The sequence below is a fragment of the Pantoea trifolii genome, from assembly GCF_024506435.1.
Taxonomy (GTDB): domain Bacteria; phylum Pseudomonadota; class Gammaproteobacteria; order Enterobacterales; family Enterobacteriaceae; genus Pantoea; species Pantoea trifolii.
The window spans coordinates 3,495,154-3,517,502 of sequence record NZ_JANIET010000001.1 but is presented as its reverse complement, the minus strand read 5'-3'; the positions used below and the strand labels follow the sequence as shown (position 1 = coordinate 3,517,502).

19 protein-coding genes are annotated in these 22,349 nt (G+C 56.5%); 14 read left to right on the top strand and 5 right to left on the bottom strand.

Going from position 1 to position 22,349, the window contains the following annotated elements:
* The first annotated feature begins 10 nt into the window (after window positions 1–10).
* The 3 genes from NQH49_RS16215 (at window position 11) to NQH49_RS16205 (ending at window position 5,785) form a co-directional block, all read left to right on the top strand.
* Entirely contained in the window at window positions 11–1,000 is a 990-nt protein-coding gene (locus NQH49_RS16215; RefSeq protein ID WP_256697422.1) for an ABC transporter substrate-binding protein, read from the top strand.
* A 2-nt stretch (window positions 1,001–1,002) separates the two neighbouring features.
* Window positions 1,003–2,739 carry an ABC transporter permease gene (locus NQH49_RS16210; protein WP_256697421.1) on the top strand — a complete coding sequence of 579 codons (1,737 nt, stop codon included), beginning with the start codon at window positions 1,003–1,005 and terminating at the stop codon, window positions 2,737–2,739.
* A gap of 202 nt (window positions 2,740–2,941) precedes the next feature.
* Window positions 2,942–5,785: a bifunctional diguanylate cyclase/phosphodiesterase gene (locus NQH49_RS16205; RefSeq protein WP_256697420.1), complete on the top strand. Its 2,844-nt coding sequence runs from the start codon at window positions 2,942–2,944 to the stop codon at window positions 5,783–5,785.
* Between the two features lie 60 nt (window positions 5,786–5,845).
* On the opposite strand, the gene ftnA is transcribed toward NQH49_RS16205, so the two are convergent.
* Window positions 5,846–6,352 (bottom strand): non-heme ferritin, encoded by a 507-nt coding sequence (ftnA, locus tag NQH49_RS16200; RefSeq protein WP_256697419.1) that lies wholly within the window; start codon window positions 6,350–6,352, stop codon window positions 5,846–5,848.
* 238 nt (window positions 6,353–6,590) lie between these two features.
* On the opposite strand from ftnA, the gene NQH49_RS16195 reads away from it, so the two are divergent.
* From NQH49_RS16195 to mrdA, 11 genes are all read left to right on the top strand, one after another.
* On the top strand, window positions 6,591–7,694 hold the full coding sequence (locus tag NQH49_RS16195) for an amidohydrolase (RefSeq protein WP_256697418.1): 1,104 nt from the start codon (window positions 6,591–6,593) through the stop codon (window positions 7,692–7,694).
* 327 nt (window positions 7,695–8,021) lie between these two features.
* On the top strand, window positions 8,022–9,611 hold the full coding sequence (gene prfC / locus NQH49_RS16190; RefSeq protein ID WP_256697417.1) for a peptide chain release factor 3: 1,590 nt from the start codon (window positions 8,022–8,024) through the stop codon (window positions 9,609–9,611).
* Window positions 9,612–9,872: 261 nt separating this feature from the next.
* The gene (gene osmY / locus NQH49_RS16185; protein WP_101761824.1) at window positions 9,873–10,487 is read left to right on the top strand and encodes a molecular chaperone OsmY; all 615 of its coding nucleotides are present in this window, start codon (window positions 9,873–9,875) and stop codon (window positions 10,485–10,487) included.
* Window positions 10,488–10,580: 93 nt separating this feature from the next.
* Entirely contained in the window at window positions 10,581–10,742 is a 162-nt protein-coding gene (locus tag NQH49_RS16180; RefSeq protein ID WP_007893192.1) for a DUF1328 domain-containing protein, read from the top strand.
* A gap of 179 nt (window positions 10,743–10,921) precedes the next feature.
* Window positions 10,922–11,974, top strand: a complete 1,053-nt coding sequence (locus NQH49_RS16175) for a patatin-like phospholipase family protein (RefSeq protein WP_256697415.1) — start codon at window positions 10,922–10,924, stop codon at window positions 11,972–11,974.
* Window positions 11,971–12,750: a TatD family hydrolase gene (locus tag NQH49_RS16170; protein WP_256697414.1), complete on the top strand. Its 780-nt coding sequence runs from the start codon at window positions 11,971–11,973 to the stop codon at window positions 12,748–12,750. Before NQH49_RS16175 ends, NQH49_RS16170 begins: the two co-directional genes overlap by 4 nt.
* A 292-nt stretch (window positions 12,751–13,042) precedes the next feature.
* Entirely contained in the window at window positions 13,043–13,822 is a 780-nt protein-coding gene (gene deoC, locus NQH49_RS16165) for a deoxyribose-phosphate aldolase (RefSeq protein WP_256697413.1), read from the top strand.
* A gap of 62 nt (window positions 13,823–13,884) precedes the next feature.
* Window positions 13,885–15,207 (top strand): thymidine phosphorylase, encoded by a 1,323-nt coding sequence (deoA, locus tag NQH49_RS16160; protein ID WP_256697412.1) that lies wholly within the window; start codon window positions 13,885–13,887, stop codon window positions 15,205–15,207.
* A gap of 94 nt (window positions 15,208–15,301) precedes the next feature.
* Window positions 15,302–16,525: a phosphopentomutase gene (gene deoB / locus NQH49_RS16155; protein WP_256697411.1), complete on the top strand. Its 1,224-nt coding sequence runs from the start codon at window positions 15,302–15,304 to the stop codon at window positions 16,523–16,525.
* A gap of 33 nt (window positions 16,526–16,558) precedes the next feature.
* Window positions 16,559–17,272 carry a purine-nucleoside phosphorylase gene (gene deoD / locus NQH49_RS16150; protein WP_008103284.1) on the top strand — a complete coding sequence of 238 codons (714 nt, stop codon included), beginning with the start codon at window positions 16,559–16,561 and terminating at the stop codon, window positions 17,270–17,272.
* A 223-nt stretch (window positions 17,273–17,495) separates the two neighbouring features.
* The gene (mrdA, locus tag NQH49_RS16145; RefSeq protein ID WP_256697410.1) at window positions 17,496–19,370 is read left to right on the top strand and encodes a peptidoglycan DD-transpeptidase MrdA2; all 1,875 of its coding nucleotides are present in this window, start codon (window positions 17,496–17,498) and stop codon (window positions 19,368–19,370) included.
* Here the strand turns inward: mrdA and NQH49_RS16140 are convergent, their stop codons facing one another.
* The 4 genes from NQH49_RS16140 to NQH49_RS16125 are packed head-to-tail and all read right to left on the bottom strand — an operon-like array spanning window position 19,371 to window position 22,256.
* The gene (locus NQH49_RS16140; RefSeq protein ID WP_256697409.1) at window positions 19,371–20,081 is read right to left on the bottom strand and encodes a GGDEF domain-containing protein; all 711 of its coding nucleotides are present in this window, start codon (window positions 20,079–20,081) and stop codon (window positions 19,371–19,373) included. It lies immediately after the preceding gene.
* Complete coding sequence (locus NQH49_RS16135; RefSeq protein WP_256697408.1) at window positions 20,078–20,464, bottom strand: DUF1987 domain-containing protein; 387 nt, start codon at window positions 20,462–20,464, stop codon at window positions 20,078–20,080. Before NQH49_RS16135 ends, NQH49_RS16140 begins: the two co-directional genes overlap by 4 nt.
* A 7-nt stretch (window positions 20,465–20,471) precedes the next feature.
* Window positions 20,472–21,023, bottom strand: coding sequence for a SiaB family protein kinase (locus NQH49_RS16130; RefSeq protein WP_256697407.1), 552 nt, complete (start codon window positions 21,021–21,023; stop codon window positions 20,472–20,474).
* A 9-nt stretch (window positions 21,024–21,032) separates the two neighbouring features.
* Window positions 21,033–22,256, bottom strand: a complete 1,224-nt coding sequence (locus NQH49_RS16125) for a SpoIIE family protein phosphatase (protein ID WP_256697406.1) — start codon at window positions 22,254–22,256, stop codon at window positions 21,033–21,035.
* Between the last annotated feature and the right edge of the window lie 93 nt (window positions 22,257–22,349).

Below are 22,349 nucleotides of genomic sequence, written 5' to 3'. Positions count from 1 at the left end.
GGGAAATGCTATGCGTACGTCGTTCAACGTGTTGATGTTAGCCAGTGGATTATTCGTTTCTGCCGCCAGCCTTGCCGATGAGGCACCGGCGGGAAGATTGGTGGTTTATACCTCGCAGGCACCGGAAATTGCCCAGCAAACCATGGATGCCTTTAAAGCCGCCTATCCCCATGTGCAGGTCGAATGGACGCGCAACGGCACCACGCAGTTAATGAACGTGCTGCGCACCGAAATGATGAGCGGTGAAGCCAAGCCGGATGTGTTGCTGATTGCCGATGCCATCAACCTTGGCGCGCTGAAAAACGAAAACCATCTTTATAGCTACAGTGATGCGCCGCTCAGCCACATCAATCCGTCGTTCTACGACAAAGACAAAACCTTCTTCGGCACCAAAATCATCGCCACGGTGATTGCTTACAACACCCAGCACGCGCAGCCGATTGATAGCTGGAACGCGCTGGCGGTTGATGCCAATAAAGGGCAGATTGCGGTGCCAAGCCCGCTCTACTCCGGCGCGGCGCTCTACAAGCTGCACACCGATATCAATACGCCGTCGATTGGCTGGAGCTTCTATAAGAAGCTGGCGGCCATCGGCGTAGCGCCGCAGGGCGGCAACGGCCCGGCGCTAAAAGCGGTCGCCAGCGGGTTGGATAAGTACGGCATCATCACCGACGCTGACGTGATTCTGGCGAAGAAAAAGGGTTCGCCGGTGGATCTGGTCTATCCGAAAGAGGGCGTTTCCTACGTCACCGAGCCGGTTGCCATTATGAAAACCGCGCACAACTTGCCGGCCGCCAAAGCCTTCGTCAACTTTATGCTGTCAGAGCAAGGCCAGCAGCTGGTGGTCGAGCAGGGCAACCGTCCGGTGGACGATCGTGTCTCAGCACCGGAAGGTTTCACGCCGATCAACAAAATCAAGCTGCTGTCGCCGGACGTGGCGAAAGCGATCAAAGAAGATGCGGCAGTGCGCGATCAGTTCACCGCGCTGTTCGGTGGCTAAGCATGAGCGTGTTGAGCAACGAATGGCGCAGTGCGGCGCGCAAAGCGCCGCGCGTTAACAGCGAGCGGTTGATTCTGGCGCTGATGGTGCTGCTGATTGGTTTGCTGTCGGTCGCTCCGCTGATGCGGCTGGTGTGGACCGCCATCGCGCCCAACGGCGTACCGGATATCGCGCGCTTAACGCGCCTGCTGGCGAGCGATCGCGTGTTGATCGCCAGCGGCAATACCTTGCTCATCGCGCTCAGTTCTACCCTGATTTCCGTGGTGCTCGGCACCGCCGCCGCATGGCTGGTGGCGCTCAGCGATCTGCGTGCTAAAACCGCCTGGGTGTTTGCGTTTATCCTGCCGCTGATGATTCCGCCGCAGGTGACTGCGCTGGCCTGGCTGCAGGCGCTGGCACCAGGCAGTCCGCTGGCGCTGCTGTTCGCCACGCTTGGATTGCCATGGTTTGCCCCCGGCGAGCAGCCGCTTTACTCCTTAACCGGCATTGTGCTGCTGCTCGGCACGCACAATGCGCCTTTAGTGTTTCTCACCGTGCGCGCCGGTTTGCGCCGTTTGCCTGCTGATTTGGTGGAAGCGGCGCAGGCCAGCGGGGCGTCTCGCGCGCGCATCCTGTTCACCATTGTGCTGCCGCTGGCGCGCCCGGCGATTTTTGCCGGAGCCGCGCTGACCTTTGTCGCGGCGGCGGGCAACTTCGGCATTCAGGCGATGCTGGGGATCCCGGCGCGCGTGCCCACGCTGATCACGCTGGTGTATCAGCAGCTGAATGGTATTGGCCCAGGCGCGCTGCCGAACACGGCGGTGTATGCGTTATTGATTGCGGTGATCACGTTAGCGGGCATGGCGGCCAGCGCCTGGTTGGGCGGACGCCATGATGTGCGCGTCAACGGTGCACCGCGCCTGTGGCAGCAATCGCTGGGGCGCGGGCGTATAGCGGTTGAGGGCGTCGCCTGGCTGTGGATGGCGCTGACCTTGCTGTTACCGCTCAGCGCGCTGCTAATCACCGCGCTCACCAGCGGTTTTGGTCAGGCGCTCAGATGGCAAACGCTGACGCTGGAGAACTTCCATGCCGCGTTGTGGGGCTATCCGGCGGTGCGGCACGCGTTTTTCACCAGCCTCGGATTAACCACGCTGACGGCGCTGATTTTGACGGTTTGCGCGCTGTTTCTCGCCTACTTCCTTAGCTGGCGGCGTACCAAACTGGTGCGCGGTTTGTGGCTGGCGAGTGAACTGACCTACGCGCTGCCAGGCATTGTCACCGGCGTGGCGGCGATGCTGTTCTTCCTGCGCCCGCTGCCGATCGTCAATATTTCGCTGTATGGCACGGTGTGGATCATTCTCGCCGCCTATCTGGCGAACTTCCTCGCGCTGGTGTTGCGCCCCACGCTGGCCGGATTTGCCCAACTGGAACCGGCACTGGATGAAGCCGCACGCTTGTGCGGCGCCGGTTTTCTGCGCCGCATGCGCGACATCTTGTTGCCGCTGGCGGCACCCTCCGCGCTGGCAGGCAGCGTGCTGGTGTTTCTCACCGCGCTGAATGAAATCCAGGTTTCGGTGCTGCTGGTCACCTCGCAAACGCAAACCATCGGGCCGACCATTGTGTTTCTCGATGAAGGCGGTTCCGCTTCGCTGGCGGCGGCGGTCGGTTGCCTGATGATTGTGGTGGTGTGTTTATTAATGGCGTTGGCCACATGTCTGACCCGGCGCCTGCCGCACGGCACTTTGCCGTGGCAAACGTAACGCCAGCCTGCCGTCAACGCATCATGATTTATAAAGTATCCCGCTGAACATTTTCTCGCCACTGCCGATAACTGACCTACCAACATTTGTCTGCGGATGAATAGCGCTTGTCAGCGCTGCGTATTTGCGCTTAAGTCTGCATGATAATTAAGAATTTTCTTAATCAACTTGACGATACCAGGCCAGCAATAGGCGAATAACAATGAATAATAACTCTGACGTCATGTACCGACTTTTGGTACAGAGCGTGGTGGATTACGCCATTTACATGCTCAAACCCGATGGCACCGTGGCGAACTGGAACGCCGGCGCGCAGCGTGCCAAAGGCTATACCCCCGATGAAATCGTGGGGAAGAATTTTGCGCTATTTTACAGCGAAGAGGATCGTAAAAACGGCGCGCCGCAGCGTGGGCTGGCGACAGCGACGGCCACCGGACGCTTCGAAACCGAAGGTTGGCGCTATCGTAAAGATGGCAGCGCGTTTTGGGCGCATGTGGTGATCGACGCTATCCGCGATGAGTTTGGTGAGCTGCTGGGTTTTGCGAAAATCACCCGCGACTGCACCGAGCAGCAGGAGCAGCAGCGTAAACAGCGTGAGCAGGAACAGCGTTTCCGCATGCTGGTGGAAGGCGTCAGCGATTACGCTATCTACATGCTCGATCTGGACGGCAACGTTGAAAATTGGAATGTGGGCGCACAGCGCGCGAAGGGCTACGTGGCCGAAGAGATCGTTGGACAGCACTTTTCACGCTTCTACAGCGCGCAGGATCGACTCAACCATATCCCGGAAAAAAACCTCACCACCGCCTTTAAAACCGGTCGTTTCGAAGACGAAGGCTACCGTTACCGCAAGGATGGCAGCGCGTTTTGGGCGCATGTCATCATTGACGCGATCCGCGATGATGCGGGCAAACTGATCGGTTACGCCAAAATTACCCGTGACTGCACCGAACAGCAGGCGCTGCTGCGTAAACAGCACGAGCAGGAGAAGAATTTCCGCCTGCTGGTGGAAGGCGTGCGCGATTACGCCATCTATATGCTGGATGTGCAGGGCCGCGTAGTGAACTGGAACAATGGGGCGCAGCGCGCCAAAGGTTATCTGGCTGACGAAATTGTCGGTCAGCACTTTTCAGTGTTTTACAGTTCAGCGGAACGTAATGCCAACACGCCGGAAGCCAACCTTGGCATCGCCTTGAAAACCGGCCGTTACGAAGATGAAGGCTGGCGCTACCGTAAAGATGGATCGGCGTTTTGGGCGCACGTTGTCATTGAGGCAATCCGGGATGAGACCGGCAAACTGATCGGTTTCGCCAAAATTACCCGCGATATCACCGAACGCCGTGAAAACGAGCAGCAGCTGCTGCGCGCGCGGGATCTGGCGCAGTCGCAGAGTGCCAAAATGTCGGAGCTGTCGGGCTTCCTCGACACCATCATCAGCAATATCCCTTCGTGCGTGATTGTGGAAGATGCCATCAGCCGTGAAATCCTGATGGTGAACGACAAAGCCGAGCAGCTGTTTGGCGTCAACAAAGCGCTGATCATGCATAAACGCCCGCACGAATGTATGTCGGCGGAGCTGGGCGATTACTTTAATAGCCTGGCGGATGTGGCGCTGCGCAGCGAGGGCATTCACTCGCGCGAACAGCTGCTGCTGACGGCGGGCGGCGAGCGTATTCTGCATACGCGTGCCACCACCATCAGCGGCAAAGATATGCGTCAGAACTACGTGATGCTGATTGTCGAAGACGTGACCGACCAGCGCGAAGCCGATGCGCGCATCCGTCATATGGCGCATCACGATAATCTCACTAGCCTGCCGAACCGCGTGCTGTTCCGCCAGAAACTGAGTGAAGCGCTGCGCGTGGATAATCAAAATAATCAGGTTAGTGCCACGCTGTGTCTCGATCTCGATAACTTCAAAAACGTTAACGATGCGCTCGGCCACCAGATTGGTGATGACCTGTTGCGCGTGGTGGCGAAACGCCTGCGCAGCGCGCTGCGCGATCACGATACGCTGGCGCGTATTGGCGGCGACGAGTTTGCCATCGTGCTGCCCAATGTCCGTTCTGCTGATGAAGCGGCGGTGGTGGCGCAGCGGCTGATCGAGGGAATCCGTCCGCCCATTAACGTTGAAGGACATAACCTGTCGGTGGGTTTGAGCGTCGGCATCGCGCTCACCTCGCAAGCCACCAACACGCCGGAACATATGTTGCGCTGCGCCGATATGGCGCTGTACGAAGCAAAACGTAATGGCCGCAATCGCTTCGAACACTTCACCATAGAAATGGACGATCAGGCGCGTAGTCGTCGCGTGATTGAGAACGATCTGCGCGAGGCGATCTCCGGCCGTCAGCTCAAACTCTATTATCAACCGATCACCGACGAGAAGGGCATCATCGGCTATGAAGCGCTGATGCGCTGGCATCACCCGATTAAAGGGCTGATTATGCCGAACGATTTCATCCCGATTGCCGAAGAGACCGGCTTGATTCATATGCTGGGTGCTTATGCGTTGTATGAAGCCTGCCGCGAAGCGCAAAGCTGGAACACCGAACAATCGGTGTCGGTAAACCTGTCGCCACTGCAATTTAAGAACAGCTCGCTGGTGTCCGTGGTGGAGGGCGCGCTGCGTGAATCAGGACTGGCACCGCATCGGCTGGAAGTGGAGATCACCGAATCGGTGCTGCTGGACGATACGCTCGGTAATATCCGTACGCTGCAGAGTTTGAAAACGCTTGGCGTGCAGATTGCGCTGGATGATTTCGGCACTGGCTACTCATCGCTGAGCTATCTGCGATCGTTCCCGTTCGACAAGATCAAAATCGACAAGTCGTTTATCAACGATATGGGCGACAGCCGCGAGGCGCTGGCGATCATCCGCGCCATTACTGGCATGAGCCGCAGCCTCGATATTCAGATCACCGCCGAAGGCGTGGAGAGCGGCGAGCAGTACGCCAAACTGCGTGAAGAGGGTTGTACGCTGTTCCAGGGGTATTTCTTTGGCCGTCCGCAGCCATCTGAATTGCGGTTGAAAGAGTTGGAATAGGCATAAAAAAACGCCCGACATGTCGGGCGTTTTCTGTTTTGCTGTGTGTCATCTTTATTATTATGCGCTGTGGCCGTCGACAGACATGTGGCCGAGATCTTTGTCCACCAGGAACAGGCCTTCGCCTTTATTACCCACCATCGCCAGTTTATCCAGCACGGTTTTAAACAGCTTCTCTTCTTCATGCTGCTCGGCAACGTACCACTGCAGGAAGTTGAAGGTCGAGTAGTCCTGCGTGGTTAATGCGGTGTGCACCAGCTCGTTGATTTTTTTGGTGATCAACTGCTCATGCTTCAACGCTTCTTCCAGCACGTCGTTCAGTGACGTCCAGCTAATGGCCGGAGCCGCAATGCTGCCCAGCACCGGCAGTGCACCGGCATCGCTGACATAATCAAACAGCTTCTGCATGTGCTGCATCTCTTCGCGAGAGTGCATTTTAAGGAATGAAGAGGCGCCTTCATAGCCTTTATCGCTGCACCAGGCGCTCATCTGCAGATAGAGGTTGGCAGAGAAGAATTCGAGATTCAGTTGGTCGTTCAAACGCGAGGTCATTTCAGCAGTTAACATGGCTGAGTCCTTTTTAATTTGTCAGGTGAAGTACGGCGAATTATGCATCAATCTATACTTTTTTGTGAAGGACTTTCCTTAAAAAAGTTGAATTTATCTTATTGATTGTAAATGGAATTATTCCACATGTTGAATGCGAAGAGTTCTCACTTTTGACTAATTTTCATTCACGCTGGATTGATTATAGCTGCGCATCGGGCGATGCTGAGGCTTGCCTTTACTTGTCAGGAGCTTAGCGGTGTCGAACGTCTTAGAGCATTACCATTTTCTGCATGAAATCCCCGAGCTGGGTTTTCAGGAATTCAAAACCTCTGCTTATATTGCCGATCAGCTGGAAAGCGCCGGAATTAAGGTGACGCGCGGCATCAATAATACCACTGGCATGGTGGCGGAAATCGACAGCGGCGTGCCCGGTCCGGTGCTGGCCCTGCGTGCGGATATGGATGCGCTCGGTCATATCATTGACGGCGTGGCGTGTGCGCGTCACACCTGCGGCCACGACGGCCATTCGTCGGTGGTGCTGACGGCGGCGCAAGAGCTGTTGAATGAGGGCGCGATCAAGAAAGGGCGGCTGAAGCTGCTGTTCCAGCCAGCGGAAGAACTCGGTGCCGGTGCGCTGGCGATGATTGAGGGCGGCGCGCTGGAGGATGTGGAGATGATTCTCGGCTTCCATGTGCGTCCGCTGGAAGAGTGCCATGTGGGGCAGGCGACGCCAGCGGTGATTTACTCCGCCTGCAGCACGCTGGAAGCCACCATCAAGGGCGCGCCGGCGCATGCAGCGCGTCCGCATTTGGGCGTTAACGCGCTGGATGCGGCGGTGCAAGCGGTGCAGGCCGTCAACGCCATCCATCTGCCGCCGGGTTTGACCTGGAGCGTGAAAGCCACGCGTTTTCTGTGCGATGCGGGCGTGACCAACTCGGTGCCGGATGAGGCGCGCGTGGTGTGGGATTTGCGTTCGCAGGAAAACGCGCCAATGGAGGTGCTGAAAGAGAAAGTCACGCTGGCGATTCAGCATAGCGTGGCGGCGTTGGGTGCCAAGGCGGACGTGGCGGTGCTGAAGGAGATGCCGGCAGCAGAAATTCATGAAGAAGCCACGGCGGTGATTCGTGCGGCGATTGTCGATGTGCTGGGTGAAGACGGTTTGCTGGATACCAAAACCACGCCGGGCAGCGAGGACTTCTTCTATTACCCGGTGAAAAATCCGCAGGTGAAAGCCGGTTTCTGGGGACTGGGAACCAATCTGGTGCCGGGCCTGCATCATCCCGAGATGCGCTTTGAGCTCAGCTCGCTGGAGATTGGCGTGAAGATCTTTAAGGCGGCGGTGGTGCGGGTGTTGGGGTGATTAGAGGGTTTCCCTCACCCTAGCCCTCTCCCAGAGGGAGAGGGAACTGTCCATGCGGGTTTGCCTATTTATTCCCTCTCCCTCTGGGAGAGGGCCAGGGTGAGGGCCATGAAGGGCACCGATTCCCCCTTTCTGCGAAATATTGTATGCTATGCCGCCTCAATGCTGCCGGGATAATCGGAACTGCCGCCAATGTAGATCGCACACCTCTTGCTGTGAACTGACGCCACTGCGTCGCCATTGGCCGCGTTATCCTGCGGAATGACCCCGAAACGATTTATTCGCAGCGCGCCGCCCGCGTGTTGCCCTTGAAGAAGAATTCACTCAATGTCTAATGCTCCCTTTTTAGAAGAAGTGGCGCGCCGCCGTACTTTTGCGATCATCTCGCATCCGGATGCCGGTAAAACCACAATTACCGAAAAAGTGCTGCTGTTCGGACAGGCGATTCAAACCGCCGGTACCGTCAAAGGCCGCGGCTCCAACCAGCACGCGAAATCGGACTGGATGGAGATGGAGAAACAACGTGGTATCTCCATCACCACCTCGGTGATGCAGTTCCCTTATCGCGACAGCCTCGTGAACCTGCTGGATACCCCAGGACACGAAGACTTCTCCGAAGATACTTACCGTACGCTGACGGCGGTGGACTGCTGTTTGATGGTGATCGACGCCGCGAAAGGGGTTGAAGATCGTACCCGTAAGCTGATGGAAGTGACGCGCCTGCGTGACACGCCAATCATCACCTTTATGAACAAACTTGACCGTGACATCCGCGATCCAATGGAGCTGCTGGATGAAGTGGAGAGCGAGCTGAAGATCGCCTGCGCGCCCATTACCTGGCCAATTGGCTGTGGCAAGTTGTTCAAAGGGGTTTATCACCTCTACAACGACGAAACCTACCTGTATCAAACCGGTAAAGGCCACACCATTCAGGAAGTGCGCATTGTTAAAGGTCTGGCAAATCCAGAACTGGATGCGGCGGTAGGCGAAGATCTGGCACAGCAGCTGCGCGATGAGCTGGAGCTGGTGCAGGGCGCGTCGCACGAGTTCGATCAGGAATTGTTCCTGAGCGGCGAAATCACGCCGGTATTCTTCGGTACCGCGCTGGGTAACTTCGGCGTTGATCATATGCTGGATGGCCTGGTTTCGTGGGCGCCACGTCCGATGCCACGCAACACCGACACGCGTCTGGTGGAAGCGAAAGAAGAGAAATTCAGCGGCTTCGTGTTTAAGATCCAGGCAAACATGGACCCGAAACACCGCGACCGCGTCGCCTTTATGCGTGTGGTATCCGGCAAGTACGAAAAAGGCATGAAGCTGCGTCAGGTGCGCACCGGCAAAGACGTGGTGATCTCCGATGCACTGACCTTTATGGCCGGTGACCGTTCGCACGTGGAAGAAGCCTATCCGGGCGACATCATTGGTCTGCACAACCACGGCACCATTCAGATCGGCGACACCTTTACGCAGGGTGAAAACATGAAGTTCACCGGCATTCCGAACTTCGCGCCAGAGCTGTTCCGTCGTATCCGTCTGCGCGATCCGCTGAAGCAGAAACAGCTGCTGAAAGGGCTGGTTCAGCTGTCGGAAGAGGGCGCGGTGCAGTTGTTTCGTCCGGTGCATAACAACGATCTGATCGTGGGCGCGGTCGGTGTGCTGCAGTTCGAAGTGGTGGTGGCGCGCCTGAAAAGCGAATACAACGTTGAGGCGATTTACGAAGCCATCAACGTCTCAACTGCTCGCTGGGTTGAGTGTGATGACGCGAAGAAATTCGACGATTTCCAACGTAAAAATGAAGTGAACCTGGCGCTCGATGGCGGTGATAACCTCACGTATATCGCGCCGACCATGGTGAACCTCAACATCACCCAGGAACGCTATCCTGACGTGCGATTCCGCAAAACGCGCGAGCACTAATCGGCGTTGGAAGCAGGGCCTGTGATTTTTACTGGCCCTGTTTTATTGGTTACAGACTCCTCCTAATTCCGCTGCTTTTTTCCCTTTTTGGCGATATATCAACCACAAGAGCCAGCAAAAGCTGTAATCCCTACTACTATTATTCTGTCGGACGAGAAAAGAGACCTTTCGGGTTTCATTACGTCCAGTAACTCAGCAACGCCGTTCGTTGCTGGCGCATCCGCGATAACGGATGAGTTAACTGATAGAAGGATGATATCGATGAATAAGACTAAGATTGCCAAAACCCTGATTGCTGCCCTGGCCGGTTCTGCTCTGCTGAGCGGCGCGGCGTTCGCAGATGAATCACTGTCGCAGAAAGCACAGCAAACCTCCGACAGCGCGGGTGCGAAGATCGATAGCTCTATGAAAAAAGTCGATGGTTATATGGATGACAGCGGCATCACTGCGAAAGCCAAAGCGGCGCTGGTGGATGATGACGCGATCAAAAGTACGGATATCTCCGTCAAGACGCATGATGGCGTGGTGACACTGAGCGGCTTTGTGGCTTCTCAGGATCAGGCTGAAAAAGCCGTCGCGCTGGTGCAGAAAGTCGAAGGTGTGAAATCCGTCAGCGACAAACTACACGTTAAAGACAGCAAAAATGCTTCTCTCAAAGGTTATGCGGGCGATACCGCAACCACCAGCGAAATTAAAGCTAAGCTGTTAGCAGATGACATCGTGCCATCACGCAACGTTAAGGTGGAAACCACCGACGGCGTGGTGCAGTTATCAGGGGAAGTGGCGAACCAGGCACAGTCCGATCGTGCTGAGAAAATCGCCAAAGCCATTGAAGGCGTGAAAAGCGTGAAGAATGACCTGAAGGTGAAATCTTAACGCGAGCGACTCGGCACCCGCTGGTGCCGTTTCGTAATAAAAACAAAGGTGTAAATAAGCAGTTCGATTTTCACAATGGTAAAGGAGAGGCTTATGTTTCGTTGGGGTATTATCTTTCTGGTCATCGCTCTGATCGCTGCAGCATTAGGTTTCGGCGGTCTGGCGGGTACGGCAGCATGGGCAGCTAAAATTGTCTTCATTGTCGGTATTATTCTGTTCCTCGTGAGCCTGTTTACCGGGCGCAAACGACCCTGACTACTTGCGTCTCAATAGACGCTAACCCGCGAGTCACCTAAAGCGGAGACCGGTCTTTTGCGGCATACTATGAAGCCGCAACGATTGCAGAAGCAATTGGTCAGGGAACGACAATGACTGGTTCTCCGGGATGCTGCTTCGGCGACTCCCTCAGAGCAAGCAACACTGAGGGACATCCATTGGGAACACGTATTCCGTTGACGTTAGGTTCACTTGAACCGCTGGCTTTAACCCCTTTCAAATCCAGTAAAATCGCCCTGGTGTGCGAAGGCGGCGGCCAGCGCGGCATCTTTACCGCAGGCGTACTGGATGAGTTTCAACGCGCAGGCTTCAACCCCTTTCAACTGTTACTCGGCACCTCGGCCGGGGCACAAAATCTGTCGGCGTTTGTCTGTGGCCAGCCTGGCTACGCGCGACGCGTGATCTCCCGTTACACCACCAGCAAACTGTTCTTTGATCCGCTACGATTCGTGCGCGGCGGGCATCTTATCGATCTCGACTGGCTGATCGATATCACCAAACAGGAATTCCCGCTGGCGCTCAACACCGCCGAAGGGCTGTTTGCCAAAGGCAGCGAATTCTATATGTGTGCCTGCCGCAGCGACGATTACCGCGCCGAGTACTTCAACCCGATCAGCACCAACTGGCACGACATCCTAAAAGCGTCCAGCGCGATCCCCGGTTTTTACCGCAGCGGCGTGCAGATGGATGGCGTGAGCTATCTTGACGGCGGCATCAGCGATGCCATTCCGGTACGCGAAGCTGCGCGCCGTGGCGCGGACACCATTGTGGTGATCCGCACCGTGCCGTCGCAGGTGTCCTACACGCCGAAGTGGTTTAAACGCATGGAACGCTTTTTGTCCGACAGCGCATTGCAGCCGATGATCAACATCCTGCATCAGCATGAAGAGAGCTATCGCGAGATTCAGCAGTTCATCGAGCAGCCGCCGGATAATCTGCGCATCATCGAAATCTGTCCGCCAAAACCGCTGGCGAGCATGGCGCTTGGCAGCCGCTTGTCATCGCTGAATCAGGATTACCATTTAGGCCGACGCAGCGGGCGCTATTTCCTCGCCACGCTTGGTCAATGGTTGAGTGATGCTGAGCCGCTGGTGCGTTCAACCACGGTTACGCCGCCGGCAGCGGTGGCGAATGCGCCCGACAATCGCCCACTGATTACGCCCGCGCTGGCGGAAAACGATGCCGATTTTGATAAAGGTTCGCTGGCATGAAGTTTATCGACACGCATTGCCACTTCGATTTCCCGCCGTTCGTTGATGATGCGCACGCCAGCATTGCACGCGCTGCGCAGGCCGGCGTGGAACGCATCATTGTACCGAGCGTGGATGCCAGCCGTTTCGCGCTTGTGACGCAACTGGCGCAGCAGCATCCGTCGCTGTATGCCGCGCTGGGCCTGCATCCAATCAACATTGCTGAGCATCAGGAAGATGCACACCTTGATGAGTTAGAGCGCTGGTTGAAAAAGCCAGATAGCAAGCGGGTGGCGATCGGCGAGATAGGTCTCGATCTCTATATGGACGATGCGCAATTCGCCAAACAGACGCGGCTGCTCGATAAGCAGCTCAGGTTGGCGAAGCAGTACGATCTGCCGGTGATCCTGCACTCGCGCCGCACCCACGATCAGCTGGCGCTGCATTTGCGTCGTCACGATCTGCCGCGACGTGGCGTGGTACACGGCTTTGCTGGCAGCCAGCAGCAGGCGGAGCGCTTTATTCAGCTCGGCTACGCGATTGGCGTGGGCGGCACCATCACTTATGAACGCGCCAGTAAAACCCGCAACACCATCGCCAGCCTGCCGCTCAGTGCGTTATTACTGGAAACCGACGCGCCCGATATGCCGTTGCACGGTTTTCAGGGCCAGCCCAATCGTCCGGAGCGGGCGCGCAATGTGTTTGACGTGTTGTGCCAGTTACGCAGTGAATCCCCCGAAGTGATTGCCGACGCGCTGTGGCATAACAGCCAGCAACTGTTCGCCTTGCCTGCCTGATTCTCCCCCCGACAGATTCTGCATTTACGCTGCCTTACGCCTGATTAGCTACATTGATAAAGCTGAGAGTACACTTTCTCGCCCATTTTTGTGATAATAATAACAACAGCCATCGCGGCGCATTTCGGCCTGACTGGTGATTATTTGTGATTAGAATCACTAAATAACTGTATTTAAATAACAGGTTTTCTTTTTCGTGTGACATGAAGCGCAATTCGTTGTCACGGTAGTTGTTAGAATTATCACATTACCCGGTGGGTTGTGCCCGCCGATCTGAATTTTGGAGAGCATCATGACCGACCTGAAAGCAGCAGCACAGCGCGCATTGCAACTGATGGATTTAACCACCCTGAACGAAGACGACACTGACGAGAAAGTGATCGCGCTGTGCCGTCAGGCGAAATCGCCAGCCGGTAACACCGCTGCCATCTGCATCTATCCGCGTTTCATCCCAGCGGCACGTAAAGCGCTGCGCGAGCAGGGTACGCCGGAAATCCGCATCGCCACCGTCACCAACTTCCCGCACGGCAACGATGATGTTGAGATCGCGCTGGCTGAAACCCGCGCGGCCATCGCCTACGGCGCTGACGAAGTGGATGTGGTGTTCCCGTATCGTGCGCTGATTGCCGGCAACCGCGATATCGGTTTCGAGCTGGTGAAAGCCTGTAAAGAAGCCTGCGCAGAGGCAAATGTGCTGCTGAAAGTGATCATCGAAAGCGGCGAGCTGAAAGACGAAGCGCTGATTCGTGCAGCTTCGGAAATCGCTATCGATGCGGGCGCGGACTTCATTAAAACCTCAACCGGTAAAGTGCCGGTCAACGCGACGCCAGAAGTGGCGGCGATCATGATGCAAGTGATCCGCGATAAAGGCGTGAAGCAGCAGGTGGGTTTCAAACCGGCCGGCGGCGTGCGCACTGCGGAAGACGCGGCGCTGTATCTGAAGCTGGCGGACGACCTGCTGGGTGAAGGCTGGGCGGATGCGCGTCATTTCCGCTTTGGCGCTTCCAGCCTGCTGGCAAGCCTGCTGAATACGCTTGGCCACGAAACCGCGACCAGCAAAGCCGGTTATTAAGTTCATATCGATGTTCGTAGGGTCGCCATTTATGGCGACCTCTCTATTCCGGGGAGGCCATTGTGTTCCTGCCACAAGAAATTATTCGTAAAAAACGCGACGGTCAGGCGCTGAGTGAAGCGGAGATCCGCTTCTTTATCAACGGCGTGCGCGATAACAGCGTTTCGGAAGGTCAAATTGCCGCGCTGGCGATGACCATCTATTTCCATGATATGACGCTCGACGAGCGCGTGGCCTTGACCATGGCGATGCGTGACTCCGGCACGGTGCTGAACTGGAAATCGCTCAATCTTAACGGTCCGATTGTTGATAAGCACTCCACCGGTGGCGTCGGCGATGTCACGTCGCTAATGCTCGGCCCGATGGTGGCGGCGTGCGGCGGTTATGTGCCGATGATCTCCGGGCGCGGCCTCGGCCACACCGGCGGCACGCTGGATAAACTGGAAGCGATTCCGGGCTTCGATATCTTCCCGAGCGACGATCGTTTCCGCCAGATTATTAAAGACGTCGGCATCGCGATTATTGGCCAAACCAACTCACTGGCACCGGCCGACAAACGTTTCTACGCCACGCGCGATATCACCGCCACCGTGGATTCCATTCCGCTGATCACCGCGTCGATCCTCGCCAAAAAGCTGGCGGAAGGATTGGATGCGCTGGTGATGGACGTCAAAGTGGGCTCCGGTGCCTTTATGCCAACCTTCGAAGCTTCAGAAAATCTGGCGCAGGCGATTGTGGGCGTGGCGAACGGCGCAGGTTGCAAAACCACTGCGCTGCTCACCGACATGAATCAGGTGCTGGCTTCTACTGCGGGTAATGCGCTGGAAGTGCGTGAAGCGGTGCAGTTCCTGACCGGCGAAGCGCGCAATCCGCGCCTGCTGGACGTGACGATGGCGCTGTGCTCGGAAATGCTGATCTCCGGCAAACTGGCTGAAAACGACGCCGATGCACGTAAAAAACTGCAGCAGGTGCTGGATAACGGCAAAGCCGCTGACGTGTTTGCCCGCATGGTGGCGGCGCAAAATGGTCCGGTCGATTTCATCGAGCGCATGGACAGCTATTTGCCAGCGCCAACGCTGAGCAAAGCGGTGTACGCCGATGGTGCGGGTATTGTCAGCGCGATGGATACGCGTGCGCTTGGCATGTCGGTGGTTGCGCTTGGCGGAGGCCGTCAGCGCGCCAGCGACAGCATTGATTACAGCGTGGGTCTGAGCGACATGATCACGCTCGGCACGGAAGTAGATGCGCAGCGCCCGCTGGCGATTATCCATGCCGCGTCGGAAGCGCAGTGGCAACAGGCCGCCGCCGCCGTTAAAGCGGCCATTACGCTGAGCGATACTGCGCCAGCGATCACGCCGGTGGTTTATCGCCGCGTCAGCGAATAACTGGCGCTTCTTCGTGCCAGGCAGCGGCCGTTCGGGTATACTGATCTGATCGCTTTTTTTTGACTTGTCATCGCGCATTGCGCAGGAGACTTGCATGAAACGTGCTTTTATTATGGTTCTCGACTCCTTTGGGATCGGCTCCAGTAAAGACGCCGATAAATTCGGTGATGAAGGATCGGACACGCTCGGCCATATCGCCGAAGCCTGTTTCGAAGGCCGCGCCAATGAAGGCCGCGAAGGCCCGCTGCACTTACCTAACCTGACTAAACTGGGCCTCGGCAAAGCGGCTGAGCTCTCCACCGGTCGTTTCCCGCCAGGCCTCGATCCCAACGCGGAAATCATCGGTGCGTACGCTTACGCCAGCGAATTGTCGTCCGGTAAAGATACGCCGTCGGGCCACTGGGAAATCGCCGGCGTGCCGGTGCTGTTTGATTGGGGCTACTTCAGCGACAAAGAGAACAGCTTCCCGCAGGAGTTGCTGGATATTCTGGTGAAACGTGCCGATCTGCCGGGATATCTCGGTAATTGTCACTCATCGGGCACGGTGATTCTCGACCAGCTCGGCGAAGAGCACATGAAATCCGGCAAGCCGATTTTCTACACCTCGGCGGATTCGGTGTTCCAGATTGCCTGCCACGAAGAGACGTTTGGCCTCGATCGCCTGTACGAACTGTGCGAAATCGCCCGTGAAGAGCTGACCAATGGCGGCTATAACATTGGCCGCGTGATTGCGCGTCCGTTCGTCGGCGACAAAGCGGGCAACTTCGAGCGTACCGGCAACCGTCATGATCTGGCTGTGGAACCGCCAGCGCCGACCATGCTGAAAAAGCTGGTCGATGAGAAGGGCGGTGAAGTGATTTCGGTGGGTAAAATCGCCGACATCTACGCCGAGCAGGGCATCACGCAGAAAGTCAAAGCCACCGGCTTAGACGCGCTGTTCAACGCCACCATCGAGCAGATGAATAAAGCGCCTGATAACTCGATTGTGTTCACGAACTTCGTTGATTTTGATTCAACGTGGGGACATCGTCGCGATATCGCCGGTTATGCAGGCGGTTTGGAATTCTTTGATCGTCGCTTGCCAGAGCTGATGGAATTGGTGAAAGAGGGTGACATTCTGATCCTCACCGCCGATCACGGCTGCGATCCCAGCTGGAAAGGCACCGAGCACACGCGTGAGCACATCCCGATTCTGATCTACGGCCCGAATGTGAAGCCGGGATCGTTGGGATACCGCGATACCTTCGCTGATATCGGCCAGACCATCGCAAAATATTTCGGCCTGTCCAGCATGGACTACGGCAAGAGCATGCTGTAAAACAGCGCCCCAAATTTAATAAGGAAAATAACCATGGCAACGCCTCATATTAATGCAGAAATGGGTGATTTCGCGGACGTCGTACTGATGCCGGGCGATCCGCTGCGCGCTAAGCACATCGCTGAAACCTTCCTTGAAGATGTGGTGGAAGTGAACAACGTGCGCGGCATGCTGGGTTACACCGGTACGTATAAAGGCCGCAAGATTTCGGTGATGGGCCACGGTATGGGCATTCCATCCTGCTCGATCTATACCAAAGAGCTGATCACCGATTTCGGCGTGAAGAAGATCATCCGTGTGGGTTCTTGCGGCGCGGTGCGTGCAGACGTGAAACTGCGCGACGTGGTGATTGGTATGGGTGCCTGCACCGATTCCAAAGTGAACCGTATGCGCTTCAAGGATCACGACTTCGCCGCGATTGCGGACTTCGACATGGTGCGTAACGCGGTTGATGCCGCGAAAGCGCTGGGCGTTGATGCGCGCGTGGGTAACATCTTCTCCGCCGATCTGTTCTATACGCCAGATCCGCAGATGTTCGACGTGATGGAGAAGTACGGCATTCTGGGCGTGGAGATGGAAGCGGCGGGTATTTACGGCGTGGCAGCAGAGTTTGGTGCCAAAGCGCTGACCATCTGTACCGTGTCGGATCACATCCGCACCCACGAGCAGACCACCGCGGCTGAGCGTCAGACCACCTTCAACGATATGATTAAAATCGCGCTGGAGTCCGTGCTGCTGGGCGATTGATTCCTTTTTCCCTCACCCTAACCCTCTCCCGCAAGCGGGAGAGGGGACAGATCGGAGCGTTTTTCTCCCTCTCCCCGTGGGAGAGGGCCGGGGTGAGGGCACCAGACCGCACCATCCCGTAAACATCTGACACACTTTTACCCAGGCTTGTGCATCTTCGTGCTGGCTCTAAAGCAATCTCTGCTTATCATTAGCGTGATAACAAAGAGACTAAGCCCACCTGATGAATTTCCGTAATTTCGAAGCAGAAGAAAAGCTGTTTGCCCGCCGTGCGATTGTCGCTTTTGCCCTGGTTGTCATCTGCTTTACCATTTTAGGCATCAACCTGTATCGCCTGCAGGTCGATCAGCACAGCTATTACCAGACGCGTTCCAACGAGAACGACATCAAAATGATCCCCATCGCGCCCACGCGCGGGCTGATCTTTGATCGCAACGGCATTCCGCTGGTGCGCAACGTCAGCTGGTATGACATTCACATCACGCCGTACAAAATTGACAACATGCAGGAAACGCTGAAGGAGCTGACGCCGATTGTCGATCTCACGCCGGAAGAGATTGAAACCTTCGAGCACGAGCTCAAACAGAACAGCCGCTACAAGCCGGTTGAACTGAAAGCGGAACTGACTGACGAAGAAGTGGCGCGCTTCGCCGTCAATCAATTCCGTTTTACCGGCGTTACCGTCGATACCTATCAGGACCGCGAATATCCGTACGGTGCCGACCTGGCGCACGTGCTCGGCTACGTTTCGAAAATCAACGATAACGACTACAAACGCCTGAATGCAGAAGGCGTTGGCGAGAACTACGCGGCGGACCACAACATCGGTAAGCAGGGCATTGAAGGCTATTACGAATCGCTGCTGCACGGCAAAACCGGCTATCAGGAAGTGGAAGTGGATAACCACGGCCGCATCGTGCGCGTGCTGAAAGAGGTGCCGCCGGTGGCCGGTCAGAACATCACGCTGACGCTCGATTTGCATCTGCAACAATACGTCGAGAGCCAACTGGCCGGGCAACGTGCGGCGGCGCTGATTGAAGATCCGCACGACGGCAGCGTGCTGGCGATGGTGTCCGCGCCGAGCTACGATCCCAACCCGTTCGTCAAAGGCATCAGCTACAAAGCCTATAAAACCCTGCTGCAGAATAAAGACCTGCCGCTGATCAACCGCGTCACTCAAGGCTTGTATCCGCCGGCGTCCACGGTAAAACCTTATATGGCGATGTCGGCGCTGCTGACCAAAGTCATCACGCCGAGTTTCACGATATTTGGCGCGCCCACCTGGACGCTGCCGGGCACCGATCGTAAATATCGCGACTGGAAAAAAACCGGTCACGGCATGCTGGACGTGACGAAAGCCATCGAAGAGTCGGCGGATAGCTTCTTCTATCAGGTGGCGTTCATGATGGGCATCGATCGCATCCACACCATGTTGAGCCAGTTTGGTTACGGCAAATCCACCGGCATCGATCTCAACGAAGAGTACGCCGGATTATTGCCAAGCCGTGAATGGAAGCAAAAAGTGCACAAAAAGATGTGGTATCAGGGCGATACCGTGTCGGTTGGGATTGGGCAAGGTTATTGGGTGGCGACGCCGATTCAGATGGTGAAAGCGCTGGTGGCACTGTTGAATAATGGCCGCGTCATCAATCCGCATCTGCTGGAGAAATCGCAGCGCGGCACGGTGGTGCAGCCGTATCAGGCAAAATTGCCGCAGCCGCAGATTGGCGATGCCAAATCGCCGTACTGGTCGCTGGTGCGCCATGCCATGTTCGGCATGGCGAATGCGCCAAACGGCACCGGCTACAAATACTTCCACACCGCGCCGTACGGCATAGCGGCGAAATCGGGTACGTCACAGGTATTCAGCCTGAAAAAGAACCAGATCTATAACGCCAAAATGACGCCAATGCGCCTGCGTGACCATATCTTCTACACCGCGTTTGCGCCGTTTAACGATCCCCAAGTCGCGGTGGCGTTGATTCTGGAAAACGGTGGCAACGAAGGCGTCACGGCGGCGCCGCTGATGCGCAATATTCTCGACCACATCTTTGTGCCGGAAGCCACGCCGCCGCCGGTGGCGACAGTGGCAAAATAATCAGCGGAAGAACACCCGATTGCGGCCGTGATTTTTGGCGTCGTACAGCGCCACATCGGCATTGTTATACAACGTCTCGAAATCGGAACCCGGCTTGCCGTAGCTGACGCCAAGGCTGGCGGTCACCAGCTGGCCGGGCAACACTGCCAACGGTGAAGCATTCAGCGAGGCGTGAATCGCGCCCGCCACAATCACCGCATCGGATAGGCGATAGTGCGGCAGCAGCACGGTAAACTCTTCGCCACCAATGCGCCCAATGCTGGCTTCTGCCGGGCAGTGCGCCTGAATGCGCGACACCAGCGCGCAAATCACCTTATCGCCCATTGGATGACCGAATTCGTCGTTAATGCGTTTGAAGTGGTCGATATCCAGAATGATCAGCGCCGCTGCGCCGTTACTCAATGTTTGCGTAATGCGCTGAATAATCGCCCCACGATTCCACACCGCCGTCAGTGGATCGTGGCTGGCTTTATACTCCAGCTCCTGCGCCAGCTGATGCAGCTGTTCGTTGACGCGATTGAGCTCACGCTCGGCGCGGTCGCTGCGCGAGATCATGCGATAGGTTTCACGCATCAGGCGCTGATAATGGCGATTCACCATCAGCAGCGCATCGCGATAATCCTCAGCGCTGAGCGTGGTTTGAGCCGCCACATCCTGCGAGCGATTAAGCACATCGCTCTCTTCGCGGAACAGCTCGTTGAGGTCCATCACGATGCCATTTCCGCCTGCAGATTCACCTGCAGATCGGTGAAGTCCAGCGCCAGCTCCTGACCAAACTCTTCGGAGACATCATCTTCGGCGTCGAAGAACCAGTTGAGCGCCACGGTTTGTCCGCTCTGCGCAAGCTGGTTAAACAGATCAAACAGGCTAAACAGCATTTTGGTGCTCGAGCTGTTGAAGTAGCGCAGCGCGATATTCACTTCAACATCGCCGCCCGGCTGCGGCTGCCAGTTCTCTAAGGCGTCCAGCAGCGGACGGTAAAACGCCGCCGCGTTCTCCGGCCAGGATTCACCGCGCAGGGCAAACTGACCGGCGGCAAAATCAAAACTCACTTCGGGCGTGCTCTCTGTGGCAGCAATAACAAGGTTTTGCATCAATCGATCAATCCTGGTGAATGGTGGCTTTCAGCCAAAACGTGGCGTAACCGTTGGCGGCCAACGGACGCAGTTCATACTCCAGCGGTTCGCTGACGTCGCGCGCCAGCGTTAATAATCCAATGTTGGCCCCTTTGCTGGTGGCGGGGCTCTCGGCACGCAATCCCACGCGATACGCCTGTTTGATCTCTTCGTTGCTCATGGTGCGCAGCAGATCGAGCCAGTAGCGCAGCTGCTCGCAGGCGACTTCATCCACCTGATTGCTGCTCTCCAGCACGTAGTTGTCGCCTTCAACGTGCAGCGTCACCGTGCCGAAGCGGAAATCCTGCTCGGCGTGACTGGTGCTGCGGCTGTCTTGTGAATAGCGCAGGATGTTTTGCACGATCTCGACAAAACTGGAGAACAAGCGACGCCGCACTTTGACCGGCGCCTGCTGATTCTCAAGAAACACTTTGATCACTTCGCCCATCGCGGTGATGTTCTGCGGCGAAAAGAGGCCGGTGTAGTGCAGCGCCACGCTGTCGGGTGGGACGCGGCTGAGGTTCGAAGCTGGTGTCATAACGTGACTCTAATAGCGGAAGCCAAACCAGGTGACGTCATCGCGTCGCGGCTGGTTGCCTTGCCAACGAAGAAATTCCTGCTCGAATGCCGTGGAAAGCGCCGGCATCGGCAGCGTTTGATAATGATTCAGCAGCGTCTGGATGCGCTTTTTGCCAAACATAATGTGACGTTCACCGCCGGGCTGATCGGTGACGCCATCGGTCATCACCAGCAGCATGTCGCCGGGATTGAGCGTGCGTTGCTGCTGCGGCCAGACGTAATCCTGCGGCGTATCGGTATAGCCAACGCCAACGCGGTCGGCCTTCAGCGATTCCGCCTCGCCGCCAGCGCTATGCAGCAACGCGTGCATGCGCGCGCTCGACCATGAAAGCTGATGATTTTCGCTATCCAGACGCAGCGCGATGGCATCGCAGCCGTCGTTCGACAGCGAGGTTTGCTGTGAAGCGTTGAGCTGGCCAAGGGTTTGCTTGATATGGCGATTGAGCGATTGCAGCACGTCGGACGGCCCACGCCGATTCTGCTGCAGCGCATTTTCCAGCGCCGATTGCAGGATCACCGTCATAAACGCGCCGGGAATGCCGTGGCCAGTGCAGTCGGCAATCAGCGCCAGCCAACCGTGTTGATCCTGATGAAAAGCGTAATAGTCGCCGCCGACGCCATCGCGCGGCTGCCAGTGCAGGCACCAATCGCTGAGCTGCTGCGCCATCTGCTGCCTGGACCGATCGAGCATCGCGTCCTGAATCACGCGCGCGTAATCGATGCTCTGCAAAATTTGCTGATGCTGTTGATGCTGCAAATCTGACACGGTGCGGATCAGATCGATACCCAGCCCGATGCCGATGTAGCGGCCTTGCTCGGTGAGGATAAAGCCGTCGGTGACCGATTTATCGCCGGTCGCCACCACTTGCTGCGCTACCTGATCAAGCTCGGTATCTGCATCAATCACCAGCGGCTCTTTATCCATAAAGGCGATGCAGCTTTTGCGATCGTAGAGTTCACGGAAAAACGGGCGCGACATTTGCGACAGGAAGATATGGCGGTTGATCATGCCAAACGGCGTACCGTTTTCGATCACCGGCAAACCAATCAGATCTTTGTGCTCGGTAAACAACGCCATCACTGCAGTGTTGTCCATCGCGGGACTGACAAACGGCACGGCAATGCACAGCGAACGCGCACGAGAACGACTCGACAAGGAGGCAAGGCCTGCGCGTAAATCAGGCAGCTGCATAGAAGAATCTGACGTTGATTAGGAATTATCTTAGGTTACTGCGCCCCTGTGACACTTTTATGATCCATAGGGTCGCCATTCATGGCGACCTGC